This is a genomic window from Glutamicibacter halophytocola (genome assembly GCF_001302565.1).
Taxonomy (GTDB): domain Bacteria; phylum Actinomycetota; class Actinomycetes; order Actinomycetales; family Micrococcaceae; genus Glutamicibacter; species Glutamicibacter halophytocola.
This window is the reverse complement of record NZ_CP012750.1, coordinates 2,339,215-2,352,353: the sequence shown is the minus strand read 5'-3', so window position 1 is coordinate 2,352,353 and position 13,139 is coordinate 2,339,215. Positions and strand designations below refer to the sequence as shown.

General features: G+C 57.9%; 8 protein-coding genes. 6 read left to right on the top strand and 2 right to left on the bottom strand.

Annotated elements, in window-relative coordinates; all coding sequences use genetic code 11:
• The first annotated feature begins 88 nt into the window (after positions 1–88).
• Positions 89–2,737: a preprotein translocase subunit SecA gene (gene secA, locus AOZ07_RS10775; RefSeq protein WP_060701998.1), complete on the top strand. Its 2,649-nt coding sequence runs from the start codon at positions 89–91 to the stop codon at positions 2,735–2,737.
• Here the strand turns inward: secA and AOZ07_RS18825 are convergent.
• Together AOZ07_RS18825 and AOZ07_RS10765 are read right to left on the bottom strand one after the other, a co-directional pair.
• The gene (locus tag AOZ07_RS18825; RefSeq protein ID WP_194943644.1) at positions 2,734–3,240 is read right to left on the bottom strand and encodes an Rv3235 family protein; all 507 of its coding nucleotides are present in this window, start codon (positions 3,238–3,240) and stop codon (positions 2,734–2,736) included. The two genes, secA and AOZ07_RS18825, sit on opposite strands and share 4 nt — an antisense overlap.
• Before the next feature lie 44 nt (positions 3,241–3,284).
• On the bottom strand, positions 3,285–4,004 hold the full coding sequence (locus AOZ07_RS10765; RefSeq protein WP_060701996.1) for a LysM peptidoglycan-binding domain-containing protein: 720 nt from the start codon (positions 4,002–4,004) through the stop codon (positions 3,285–3,287).
• Between the two features lie 124 nt (positions 4,005–4,128).
• Between AOZ07_RS10765 and AOZ07_RS18820 the strand changes: the two genes are divergently transcribed.
• The 5 genes from AOZ07_RS18820 to AOZ07_RS10745 all read left to right on the top strand — a co-directional run bounded on the left by AOZ07_RS18820 (position 4,129) and on the right by AOZ07_RS10745 (position 13,104).
• Entirely contained in the window at positions 4,129–4,689 is a 561-nt protein-coding gene (locus AOZ07_RS18820; RefSeq protein ID WP_194943643.1) for a hypothetical protein, read from the top strand.
• A 92-nt stretch (positions 4,690–4,781) separates the two neighbouring features.
• Positions 4,782–5,441, top strand: a complete 660-nt coding sequence (locus tag AOZ07_RS10760; protein ID WP_171918568.1) for a hypothetical protein — start codon at positions 4,782–4,784, stop codon at positions 5,439–5,441.
• Complete coding sequence (locus tag AOZ07_RS10755; protein WP_060701994.1) at positions 5,441–6,688, top strand: CpaE/TadZ family protein; 1,248 nt, start codon at positions 5,441–5,443, stop codon at positions 6,686–6,688. Before AOZ07_RS10760 ends, AOZ07_RS10755 begins: the two co-directional genes overlap by 1 nt.
• 110 nt (positions 6,689–6,798) lie before the next feature.
• On the top strand, positions 6,799–11,607 hold the full coding sequence (locus AOZ07_RS10750) for an NAD-glutamate dehydrogenase (protein WP_060703418.1): 4,809 nt from the start codon (positions 6,799–6,801) through the stop codon (positions 11,605–11,607).
• Between the two features lie 9 nt (positions 11,608–11,616).
• Positions 11,617–13,104 carry a sensor histidine kinase gene (locus tag AOZ07_RS10745; RefSeq protein WP_060701993.1) on the top strand — a complete coding sequence of 496 codons (1,488 nt, stop codon included), beginning with the start codon at positions 11,617–11,619 and terminating at the stop codon, positions 13,102–13,104.
• Positions 13,105–13,139: the final 35 nt, after the last annotated feature.

Sequence of the window (13,139 nt, the reverse complement as noted above, 5' to 3'; positions counted from 1 at the left end):
ACGGCGAGGATTTGCCAGATGCGCAGAATTCCTCACGTAGACTAAAGACGCCAGAAAATACTGTGCTTGAGATATTGGGAGCTACCACGTGGCATCATTGCTAGAACGTATTTTGCGTACCGGCGACAAGAAGACTCTAAAAACTCTTCGTAAGTACGCCGACACGATCAATACGTTGGAAGTCGAAATTCGCGAACTTTCAGACGAAGAGCTCAAGGGCGAAACCGACAAGTTCCGCGAACGTTTGGCTAACGGCGAGACTCTCGATGATCTGCTCCCCGAAGCGTTTGCCGTGGTCCGCGAGGCTTCCGACCGCGTTTTGGGCATGCGCCACTTCGACGTCCAGCTCATGGGTGGCGCAGCGTTGCATCTGGGCAACATCGCTGAAATGCGCACCGGTGAAGGTAAGACCCTGGTTGCCACCGCACCGGCCTACCTCAACGCCCTCACCGGCAAGGGCGTGCACGTGGTTACCACCAACGACTTCCTGGCCCAGTACCAGTCCGACCTGATGGGCCGAGTGTTCCGTTTCCTGGGCCTGAGCTGCGGTTGCATCCTGGCAAATATGAAGCCGGATGAGCGCCGCAAGCAGTACGAAGATGATATTACTTATGGCACGAACAACGAGTTCGGTTTCGACTACCTGCGCGACAATATGGCGTGGAGCAAGGATGAACTGGTCCAGCGCGGCCACAACTTCGTCATTGTCGATGAGGTCGACTCGATTCTGATCGATGAAGCCCGTACTCCGTTGATTATCTCGGGCCAGGCCTCCGGCGATGTCAATCGCTGGTACACCGAATTCTCCAAGATTGTCTCCCGCCTCAAGCGCGAGGACGACTATGAGGTCGACGAAAAGAAGCGCACAATTGGCGTGCTCGAAGCCGGTATCGAAAAGGTCGAGGATTACCTGGGCATCGATAACCTCTACGAAGCCAATAACACCCCACTGATCGGTTTCCTGAATAATGCCATCAAGGCCAAGGAACTGTTCAAGAAGGACAAGGACTACGTTGTAGTCAACGGCGAAGTCATGATCGTTGATGAGCACACCGGCCGTGCCCTGCAGGGACGCCGCTACTCCGAAGGCATGCACCAGGCTATTGAAGCCAAGGAAAGCGTGACCATCAAGGCCGAAAACCAGACGTTGGCCACGATCACCTTGCAGAACTACTTCCGCATGTACGAGAAGATCTCTGGCATGACCGGTACCGCGCAGACTGAGGCTGCCGAGTTCATGGGCACCTACAAATTGGGCGTTGTGGAAATCCCGACGAACAAGCCGGCAATTCGCAAGGACCAGTCCGACTACATCTACAAGAACGAAGTCGCAAAGTTCAACGCGGTCGTCGAAGACATCGCTGAACGCCACGCTACCGGCCAGCCCATCCTGGTGGGTACCACCAGCGTGGAGAAGAGCGAATACCTCTCGCGGCTGCTCTCGAAGAAGGGCATCCGCCACGAAGTGCTGAACGCCAAGCAGCACGCCCGCGAAGCTGCCGTTGTCGCCATGGCCGGCCGGAAGAACGGCGTGACCGTTTCGACCAACATGGCTGGTCGCGGTACTGACATCATGCTCGGTGGCAACGCAGAATTCCTGGCAGTGGCCGAGATGGAGCGCCGCGGTCTGAACGCGGAGAACAACCCGGAAGAGTACAACAAGGTCTGGGACGAAGTCTTTGCCAAGGCCAAGGAAACCGTAGCCAAGGAAGCCAAGGAGGTCGCCGAGCTTGGCGGCCTGTATGTCCTTGGCACCGAGCGTCACGAATCACGCCGAATCGATAACCAGCTGCGTGGTCGTGCTGGCCGCCAGGGCGACCCGGGCGAGTCCCGCTTCTACCTGTCGATGACCGATGACCTGATGCGCCGCTTTAATTCCGGCATGGCCGAGCGCATCATGAACAATCCTTCGATGCCAGAAGACGTGGCGCTGGAGTCCAAGATGGTTTCCCGAGCCATCGAGTCGGCCCAGGCCCAGGTGGAAGGCGTCAACGCGGAACAGCGCAAAAACGTGCTGAAATACGATGACGTGATGAACCGCCAGCGCGAAGCGATCTACGCGGACCGCCGCGCCATCCTGGAAGGCGGCGACCTGGAAGAGAAGGTCGGACACTTCCTGGAGGACGTCGTCAAGGCCATGGTCTTGGAAGCGACGCAGGTAGGCAACCCGGACGAGTGGGAGCTCAAGCAGCTTTGGACCAACCTCAAGCAGCTGTACCCGATTGGCATCACGCTCGATGAAGTTGTAGAGGAAGCCGGCGGCGTGGGCCACCTTTCGGCGCAGTTCCTGGAGCGCGAGATCCATTCTGATGCTAAGTACCAGTACGAGGAGCGCGAGAAGCTGGTTGGTTCATCCACCATGCGTGATCTCGAACGGCGCGTTGTACTGTCCACGATCGGGCGCAAGTGGCAAGAGCACCTGTATGAGATGGACTACCTCAAGGAAGGCATTGGCTTGCGTGCCATGGCGCAGCGTGACCCGCTGGTGGAATACCAGCGCGAGGGCTTCACGATGTTCCAGACCATGATGGAAGGCATCCGCGAAGAAAGCATTGGCGCGCTGTTCAACCTGGACATTCCATCGGGCTCGGCAGCTGCCGCTGACGCTCCAGTGATCGATGAATCCGCGAAGCCGAAGAACCTCCAGTTCACCGGGCCGGACGAAGATGGTGAAGCCAGCACCACGCGTGCACAGGCAACCAATACGAAGAAGAAAAAGAAGGCCAAGCGGAATTAGATTAGTTCCACGTCGGTGACTTGCCAGCGTCCGTGCCATGGCTCAATTTTGAGAGCCACGGCACGGACGCGGTTTTTAAAGCCGAGGATGGCGGTGCACTCCCAGCTGCCGGACAGGCAGCGGTCCAAATGCAACGAGAGTATTTGGCCGTGCGCGGTGCCGGGCACAGGTTCCAGGGTATATTGCGCCGTCTCCAGCAGAGCTCGGCGCTGTAGCTTGGCGATGCAACTTGGTTCCATGACAAAGGCCAGCTGGCTCACGCTTCGGTACCCGGCAACTATTTCGAAAACTGCACGCGCCACGGAATGGGTTATTTCCACGATGGCCCGGTGCTCTGAACGGCAAACCTCCGAACGATGAAATATGTGGTCCAACGCCCTTCGCAGGTGTGCTGGGGCTTCGCAGGGTGCCCCAGGCCCGGATGATTCGCGGGAAGTCCATTCCGTGGAACGGGGGACAGGGAGAGCTGCCGTGGAACGTGCGCTGATGGTGATGGTACTCATGACGATGACTCCTTGACTAGGTGATGCGTGGGATGTGGTGCCAGTTATTCGGCTGGGGGAAGGACGAGAACCGTTCCGACCTCCAAGTGGTTGGGATCCGGACCAATGGCTTGGCGATTGGCTTGGTAGATCTGTGGCCAATAAACGGAAATCTCCTCTGCCGTCGCCTGCGCGCCGAGGTGCGTTGCGGAGATGCTCCATAAGTTCTCGCCTTGGGCCACGACCACCTCAGTGGTGGTTCTTCGAGGTTCCTGCTTCGGCTGGGCACTTGAAGAGACCAGCCGGTCTAGCTGCACGGAGACCTGCTCGGGAAACCATTGGGCGCTGGGGACGGTTTGCTGAGTTGCCTCTGTTGCCCCTGGCAAGCTCCCGCTGTCAGCGGTATATGCGTTCTGAAGGCCAGCCTCCGGAATTGTTCCACCGGCGTTTGCGGCCACGGTGGCAGAGAGCGCAATCGAAGTGCCAACGATGGAGCTGAGGATCCGCCGGGTGAACCGCGGCGCAATCCAATGGAAAAACCTGAGGACCCGTCGGTGCTCATGCTGTGCCGCCCAGGCTAGCGCCTTTGCTGCTGCTACGCGTACGGCTAGCAAGGCAGCGAGGAAAAAGGCCGAAATGCTGGCCAAGAATTTGATGTACTCTGCCGGTTCCACGCCGGACTTTGCCGTGGAGGCAAAATCGAGGATTGAACTTATTCCCACATAAATGACGACGAAGCACGCGCTCGAGAAGAGGACGAGCGTGATCTGTGTGCGCATCTTCATTATCGAAAACACTTCCTTAGATATCGTTTCATAGTATTTGGTGCTATTTGATAAAGATAATGACACTTAGAAGTGTTTTTGTGAAGACCTGTTGGAACAAGAATTTGTCTCGTACAGTTGGCACATGCGCTGGGATTCACTCTTTGACGATCTTGAGGCTCAACTTGCTGAACAAGGCCGCGCTCAACTGCGAGACGAAATCGCTGAGAATACTCGGATTGAGCGGGCGACTGCTGAACTGAGTGGAAGTTTGTCGCGATTTCACGGGTGCGAACTTTCAGTCAAGCTGGCCGGCCATACAGAGATCCGCGCGCGGCTGGGTCCTTGCGCTGAAGATTACTTTTGCCTGGAAACAGACCTGTCCCAATGGGTTATTCGATATCAAGCCGTCGAATCCATTGCCTTGCCTGCCGCCACTAGACCGGCTGCTGCAAGCAGTACACAAGGTAGGGCAATTAGATTTTCGGCGGTCATCCGCGGAATGCTGAGGGACAGGTCCCGCTGCCAAATCTACGGAATTCATGGGCTACCGATTGCGGAAGGAACTTTGGGCCAGGCTGCCAAGGATTTTCTGGTCATTTCAACGCACCAGCGTGATGAGTATGTGCGTTCCAGCGAGCCATCGGCGCAGCTGATGATTCCGCTGGGATCCATTGGCTGGGTCGTCGCGACGGCGCTAAATTAATCCACACCTAGTAAACGGGTCTTTTCTACCGGAGTAACTTGTCGTAGGCTCACCATCCATAAGCACAATTCCCGGTGGAAGGATGGGCCTCGATGAGTGAGCAAGGCGTCCAAGGGGCACAAGCGGCAAAAGCTGCGAGAATCAGGCGTCCAGGATGGAAGGATCCACGCTTGGCACTGGGCACGGTCCTCGTTGTCGCATCAGTGGCCGGAACCATGTACCTCGTCGGGGAAATGCATGAAACAACCACCGTATATGTGGCCCGCTCCAACATCACCCTCGGCGAGCAGCTCACGTCGGAGAACATGAAAACTCAAGAGGTTCAGCTCGGCGAGACGGCCGGTCGATACCTCCACCCGGAATCAGGCATGGATGAGCTGGCGCGAGCCAACACCTTCATCAGCGCAGGGGAATTAATCCCGGTAACCTCGGTGACGCATAGCGAACTTGGATCGCGTCGACCCATCAATGTCGAACTGCCAGCGGACCTAACTTCATCCATCGGACCGGGAAGCTTCGTTGACGTATGGATCGCTAAACGCGAGTCAGGCGGAAGCGCATACGGTGTCCCGGAAAAGCTCTCCTCGATGGTCGAGGTCGCAGCGCGTGTCGAAAGTGGAGGCGGACTAGTCAACCGGCGAGGCACCAATCTCGAACTCTTGGTGGAGCCGAACCAGCTGGAACCCCTGTTGCAAGCACTGGCAAATGAATCCCGGATTATCGTGATTTACAACCCTGCTGGAGCCGAATAATGAGTATCTCCGTAGTCCTGTTGGGTGAACAGGAATCCATGGTTCGCCAAATTGAGAGCTATCAAGGCGAACTGATCGTCACCAGAGTCTGTTCCGAAATCGCAGAAGCGGTTGCAGCCTGTCTAACGGCTGGCGCGGAGGTGCTTCTGATCGCCGATGCTCAACAATTTCCCCTCATGGAACAGGTTGATGAACTGTTGAGTCAGGGCACCGCGGTTGTATATTTGCTCGATGGCTCAGCTGCTATCAGTCCGATGCCCGAGGTGCTGCAGCTTCCGGCCGATATCGCGATGTCCGACTTGGAACAACGAATCACGGCAACCGTTCGATCCCTGAAACTGCCAGAAGGGAGCCCGGAAAAGGATGATCGGGAGACGACAGATCTCGAACCAAGGGACAAGGGGAGGATAGTTTCCTTCTGGAGTGCTCCGGGGTCTCCAGGACGCAGCACAGTGGCTCTGAACTTTGCCGTCGAGGCAGCGGCTGCAGGCAGATCCGTTGTCTTGCTGGATGCCGACACGTACGCTGCGTCGATCTCTATTCAACTTGGCCTGATGGATGAGTCAGCGTCCGTAGCGCAAATTTGTCGCATCATGGATTCCGGAAGCGCCGACATTAGCCGCCTCAATGCAGCGTGCTCGCTTGTCCAAGTAGGGGACACAACCATCCGGGTGGGCACCGGGATTCCCCGATCCAGCCGTTGGCCAGAAGTCAGGCCGTCCGCACTGCGTCGAGCGACTCTGGCGTTCAAGGACCATTACGATTTGGTTGTCTTGGACGTCGCACCGCATATCGCATTGGATGAGCAGTTAAGTTTCGATACCCAAGCACCGCAACGCAATGCCGTGACGGTTGAGATGCTGGGCTGCTCGGATGACATTTTCATGGTGGTGCAATCAGATAGCGTCGGCATTCCACGAGCCCTTCGAGCTATTGATGAACTTGAAGAATCCCATGCTGATCTACAACCGAAAATCATCTTCAACAGAGTCAGCGTTTCCCGTAGCGGAAGAAGCCCGAAGCGCAGACTTATCGAAGCTTGGGATCGCTTTGGTCCGATGCACGACGTCGTTGGCTTTCTGCCTAATGACAGCGCGGTATGCAGTGCGTCAGTGTTAGCAGGGAGCCCTTTACTCGAGATAGCTCCCAGAAGTTCATTGCGTATGGAAATACGTTCCTTGGCAGGCATAAAATCTTCGAATCTACCCAAGAAACGGGTTAGTCGTCGTTTTAGCAAGTCGGCATGAACTGAAGGCGTAAAAAACGGGTAGGGTTGACTAGACTAGTGACCCGCAACGGCGCGGGTCCATCGAACTTTGTTCTTGGAGGCGTTCAGTTGAACTCGTCGGAATCCAGCATGTCAGAATCATTCATGGATGCGACTCTCACCCCAAAATTGGTGAGCGAGTACTATAGCCAAATTGCGACCGAGGACGTGGCGGCCTACCGGCCAGACGAACTCGAGTCCCGCGTGGCTGCACACCTAGAAATCGGCTACGAACGCGAAGCGGAAAGCCCCAACGTCGCGATTACGCGAAACAACGGAATCTCGGTGGTGCACATTGTCACCGATGACATGCCGTTCTTGGTTGACTCGGTCACCGCGGCATTGGTGCGGCTTAATTCACCGATCCAGCTGGTAGTGCACCCAACGTTCGTGGTTTCCCGCAAAGCCGAGACGGGCGAGATCGTGAAGATCAGCCACGCCGGTCTGCAGCACGTGGCAAGCGGCGACACCGCGGCCCTGTCGGATCTGAGCACGCTCATTTCTGCAGGAACCGAAACTCACGTTGAATCGTGGATTTCTGTTGAGCTTGCACGCGAGCTGAGCGACGAACAGGCGGAGGAATTCGTAGATCGCCTGTACAGTGTCCTGGGCGATGTGCGCATTGCCGTCAAGGACTGGCCGTCAATGCTCGACCGCGCCAAGGACATCGCACGTACCTTGCCGCAGACCGCGCATGCAGAGCAGATTGCCGAGCTTCCCCAAGCTGCGGAATTGCTGGACTGGATGGCGGACGGACAATTCACCTTCCTTGGCTACCGAGAATATGACCTTGAATCCGTCAATGGCGAAGATGTCCTGGTAGCACGCGCCGGCAGCGGCCTGGGACTCATGCGCGAATTGGAAACGCAGGGGCCACAGCACCTGACCAAGCGCGGTCGCATTACCGCTCGCGACAAGAGCGCACTGATCATCACCAAGGCCAACGCCCGCTCAACGGTGCACCGTGGCGTGTACTTGGACTACGTCGGCGTCAAGAGCTTTGACGCTAACGGCGAGGTAAACGGCGAGCGTCGTTTCATCGGCCTGTTCTCGTCAAGCGTCTACACCTCGAGCGTCAAGACCGTACCCGTGGTCCGCGAAAAGGTCCAAGCCGTGTTGAAAAGCACCGGATTTGCCGCGAACTCCCACTCGGGCAAAGACATCACGACGATTCTGGAAACCTATCCTCGTGATGAGATGTTCCAGATTTCCGTCGACGATCTGACCCAGGCTGCCTTGGGCATCCTGCGCCTGCAGGAACGCCGGCGAACCTCCGTGTTCCTGCGCACCGACGACTACGGCCGCTTCGTGACGGCAATGGTGTTCTTGCCGCGAGATCGTTTCTCGACGGACGTGCGACTGCGCGTTGAAAAGGAACTCAAGGACAGCTTCGTCGCGGAATCCATTGAGTATGAAGCTCAGCTCGGTGCCGGCGCACTGGTGCGCTTGTTCTACCGCCTGCGCCTGCAGCGCGATGGCCAGCTTCCTGCAGTGGATCACGCCGCGCTGGAAGAGCGCATTGCCAAGGCAGTTCGCTCGTGGTCCGACGCCATCGTCGATACCGCGCGGGCAAGCCTGGAGCTAGGCGACGCCAATACCCTTTCGAACGCGTGGTCCGAAGCTTTCCCGGCCTCGTACAAAGTTCAGTTCGAGATCGAAGACGCGCTCAAAGACATCAACCTGCTCTCCAGCCTGAACGACTCTGCTGACAGCGGCCCGATCGTATCCTTCTACGACCCAACCCCGGTTGACGCAGATTCGCCAGTGTCCAAGCGCATGAAGATCTTCGTGACTCAGCCGCTGCTGCTGTCACGTATTTTGCCGGTCTTGCAGGATCTCGGTCTTCAGGTCGTCGATGAGCGTCCCTACCAGCTGAACCCGGAGGGCGTCGGACAGCGCTACATCTATGACATGGGCCTGAAATTCGACCCGGAGATCGAATTCAGCCGCATCGAAGGCAAGCTGGCTGAAGCTTACTGCGCCGTAGTACGCAATGAGGCGGAATCCGATAGCCTCAACGCCTTGGTGCTGCGTGAAGGCCTTTCCTGGCAGCAAGTAGCCATGCTTCGTGCCTACGCCCACTACCTCTTGCAGCTCGGGGTGCCGAACTCGACCGGCTTCATCGCCAACACCCTGGTCGGCAACGCCTCGGTCACGCACAGCATCGTCGAGCTGTTCCAAGCGACCTTCGATCCTGCGCTCAGCGCGGAAGCATCTGAGGCTGGCCGTGAACAGGCAAAAACGAAGATCACCGAGGCCTTGGAAGCTGTTCCAACTCTGGACGCAGATACGCTGCTTCGTCGTTTCGTGAAGGTCATCGAAGCCACAAAGCGCACCAATTACTTCACCGGCCACCAGGCTTTGGCCTTCAAGCTTGCGCCTGAGGAGATCGACTTCGCGCCGTTCCCTCGCCCCAAGCACGAGCTTTGGGTCTATTCGCCGCGTGTTGAGGGAACCCACTTCCGTTTCGGCGCCGTGGCCCGAGGCGGGCTGCGCTGGTCGGACCGTCGAGAAGATTTCCGCACCGAAGTCCTGGGCCTGGTGAAAGCCCAGATGGTCAAGAACTCCGTGATCGTTCCGACTGGTGCCAAGGGCGGCTTCTACGCCAAGCAGCTTCCGAACCCGGCACAAGATCGCGCTGCCTGGATGGAAGAAGGCAAGGGAGCCTACAAGGTCTTCATCCGCACGCTCTTGCAGCTCACGGACAACATGGTCACGGACGGAACCGGGGAGCACATTGTTCCCCCTGAAAACATCGTCCGCCGTGACGGTGATGATTCGTACCTAGTTGTTGCCGCCGATAAGGGCACCGCCAGCTTCTCCGACATCGCTAACTCGCTCTCTGCGGAAAAGGGCCATTGGCTGGGCGATGCCTTTGCCTCCGGAGGCTCCGTGGGCTACGACCACAAGGGCATGGGCATTACAGCCCGCGGTGCTTGGGAGTCCGTGAAGCGCCACTTCTTCCAGTTGGGTATCGACACCCAGCGCGATGAGTTCACCGCGGTAGGTGTCGGCGACATGTCTGGCGACGTGTTTGGCAACGGCTTGCGTCGTACTCCAACGGTCAAGCTCGTGGCTGCCTTCGATCACCGTGATATCTTCCTGGATCCGAATCCTGATGCCCAAGTCGCGTTTGACGAGCGCCAACGCCTCTATGACCTGCCCCGCTCCAGCTGGGCAGACTACAACAAGGACCTGATCTCGGCCGGCGGCGGCGTGTACTCACGCAGCTTGAAGTCGATTCCCATCAGCGCCGAGATTCGTGCCGTGCTGGGCTTGGCGGAGAACACCGTCAAGATGAGCCCCAATGAATTGCTGAAGGCAATCTTGTCGGCTCCGGTTGACCTCCTGTACAACGGCGGCATCGGGACGTACGTCAAGGCCTCCAGCGAAACCCATGGCCAGGTAGGCGACCGTGCGAACGATGCGATTCGCATCGACGGGCAGGATCTGCGCGCCAAGGTGGTTGGCGAGGGCGGTAACCTCGGCATGACCCAGCTTGGCCGTATCGAAGCTGCGCGCCGTGGCGTCCTGTTGAACACCGACGCCATCGACAACTCGGCCGGTGTGGACACCTCGGACCGCGAGGTCAACATCAAGATCTTCGTGGACCGCCAGATTGCCGCCGGCAATCTCACCGCCGATGAGCGCACTGATTTCCTGCTGTCGATGACCGACAATGTGGGAGACCTGGTTCTGAAAACCAACTTTGAGCAAAACATACTCTTGCTCAATGAAAAGCATGCCGCGTTGACGTGGGCTCCTGCCTACGAGCGTCTGATGCAATGGCTGGAAAGCGCAGCGGATCTGAACCGCGAGCTCGAATTCCTGCCAAGCACCGCAGCGCTGGAGGAACGCCGCTCCTCAGGTGGATCGATGACAACGCCGGAACTGTCGGTGCTGGCTGCCTACTCCAAGATCCAATTGGCCAATGCCCTGACAGAATCAGATTTGGCCGACGATCCGTACTTTGCTGAAACCCTGCGCCGCTACTTCCCTGAGAAGCTCGTGGAACGCTTTGGCGATCAGTTGGAGAGCCACCCGCTGCGCAAGGAAATCATCGCTACGGTGATCGCCAACGACATTGTGAACGTCGGAGGCATTACCTATGTCTTCCGCGCAATGGAAGAGACCGGCGCTAGCGAGGTCCAGATTGCCAAGGTCTTCTGCGCGTTGCGTGAGGTGTACGGCTTCGATCGACAGTTCGATGCAATCAACGCCCAGCCAGCCGGAACGAGCCTGAAGCACTGGGGACGCCAGCACCATGACATGCGCCGACTGCTGGATCGGGCCACGCGCTGGTTCATTAACCGTGTTGATGAGACCCTGCTGGTCACCGAGGCCGTAACGCGGTTCCAGAACACCGTGACCGAGCTGCGCAAGGCATTGCCATCGATCCTTCGGGGCAACGACCTGGTTCGCTTTAACGAATGGCGCGACGAAGCCCTGGGCTTCGGCATTCCGGAGTTGCGTGCCAGCATGTGGGCTACTCAGTTCGAGTCCTATGCCTTGCTCGATATTGCAGAGTATGTGCACCGTGCTTCGGTTGCCCCGGTCCAGGTCGCCGAGACGTACTTCGTGCTCTACGATCTGTTCGGCGTGGACAGCCTCTTGAACCGGATCACCATGTTGCCGCGTTCGGACCGCTGGCAGGCACTGGCTCGCGCGGCGATGCGCGATGACCTGTACACCACCATCATGGACCTGACCGGTAACATCTTGGATGCTCATGGCGACATTGCGGATCCTGCAGAGCGTGTTGCTGCGTGGGAAGAGGCAAACGCGGCTAACCTTGATCGTGCGAAGACTATGTTCGAGGAAGTAAACAGCCTCGAACGCGACGACATGGCTTCACTGTCCGTGGCACTTCGCCTGTTGCGTTCCATCGTAAGAAGGTAAACACCGCCAATGGCCCTCATCACCGAAGAATTACGTCAACGTGCCGCGCTAGCACCCGGTGATGAGGACTGGCTCCATCTCCTGGTGGGGGACTGGCAGTTGGTCTCGGACCTTGCGTTCTCAGACCTCGTGCTGTGGTTCCCCACTGGAGATGGTTCATATATCGCCTTGGCCCATGTTCGCCCTTCCACGTCCCATACGGCGTTCCATAGCGATTTCGTGGGAGAGCGAATCCGCAAGGATCTGCGCATCATGGTTGACCGGGCGTGGGAAAGCTTGCAGGTCCAGCGTTCCGCCGAGCAAGCGGGCAACGACATCATCATGGGCCTCACCACCGTCCAGGCGATCCCGCTGGTCCGTAAAAACCGCCCAGTTGCCGTGATCACCTCGCATTTCGACCCAAATCAGTCTCGCACCCCGTCCAACTTGGAATTGGTCTACCGGCAGAGCGCGGATGATCTGCTGCAAATGGGAACTCAGGGTCTATGGCCAGAGTTCTCCAGCCCAACAGGTTCCCGTCGAGGAGCTCCACGTGTGGGGGATGGATTCATCCGCTTGAACGTCGATGGTGCCGTCGAATTCGCCAGTCCCAACGCGGTTTCAGGATTCCGCCGGCTTGGAGCAGCCGATGTGCTCCAAGGCCAGCCCTTGGCGGACCTCACCATGGCCCTGGTTAGCGACCGGCGTGTGGTTGATGAGACGCTTCCCCTGGTGCTTCAGGGCAAAATGCCGTGGCGTACCGAAGTGGAACACCGCGGTGTGACCTTGTCGCTGCGAGCGATCCCCTTGCGCAACAAATCCAAACGCTGGGGTGCCTTGGTGCTCTGCCGCGATGTGACCGAACTTCGTCGGCGAGAAAAAGAACTCGTCACCAAGGATGCCACGATTCGAGAGATCCACCATCGGGTCAAGAACAACTTGCAGACTGTCGCGGCATTGCTGCGCATGCAGTCGCGCCGTATGAAGTCTGAAGATGGCAAGCAGGGCCTTGAACAGGCGATGCGCCGCGTCTCGACCATCGCCTCGGTCCACGATTTCCTGTCCAAGGGATTGAACGAGACAGTGAAGTTTGACGACCTGATGGATCGCCAGTTCCGGCTCATCGTGGAAATCGCTTCGCCTGAACAGCGGGTGTCAACACGACGCGAAGGCGAATTCGGCATGCTCGATGCCGATTTGGCTACGCCATTGTCGCTGGTTATTAATGAGCTGGTGACCAACGCCGTTGAGCATGGGCTGGCGCAACGTGACGGTGAGGTATCGTTGCTGGCCGAACGCTATCTCGGTGCGGATCGGACTGATTGGTTGCGAGTGGTCATCGAAGATGATGGGCACGGCTTGCCTGCGGAGCCTCGCCGCGAAGGGCTGGGCCTGCAGATTGTCCGTACGCTCGTCACGAGCGAGCTCTCTGGTGAAATTCGTTGGGACGCGGGGGAGAGCGGTGGCACCAGGGTTGTCATCGATATGCCATTGGACCTTGAACGCCGAAACTCCTGACTTTTTCACAGCGGACTTAAAAAGAATGATGGCGG

Bases quoted from the DNA above. Each gene is read 5' to 3' on its own strand.
- AOZ07_RS18825 (WP_194943644.1), bottom strand. From the start codon at position 3,240: ATGAGTACCATCACCATCAGCGCACGTTCCACGGCAGCTCTCCCTGTC.
- AOZ07_RS18820 (WP_194943643.1), top strand. From the start codon at position 4,129: ATGCGCTGGGATTCACTCTTTGACGATCTTGAGGCTCAACTTGCTGAA.
- AOZ07_RS10755 (WP_060701994.1), top strand. From the start codon at position 5,441: ATGAGTATCTCCGTAGTCCTGTTGGGTGAACAGGAATCCATGGTTCGC.
- AOZ07_RS10765 (WP_060701996.1), bottom strand. From the start codon at position 4,004: ATGAAGATGCGCACACAGATCACGCTCGTCCTCTTCTCGAGCGCGTGC.
- AOZ07_RS10745 (WP_060701993.1), top strand. From the start codon at position 11,617: ATGGCCCTCATCACCGAAGAATTACGTCAACGTGCCGCGCTAGCACCC.
- AOZ07_RS10750 (WP_060703418.1), top strand. From the start codon at position 6,799: ATGTCAGAATCATTCATGGATGCGACTCTCACCCCAAAATTGGTGAGC.
- AOZ07_RS10760 (WP_171918568.1), top strand. From the start codon at position 4,782: ATGAGTGAGCAAGGCGTCCAAGGGGCACAAGCGGCAAAAGCTGCGAGA.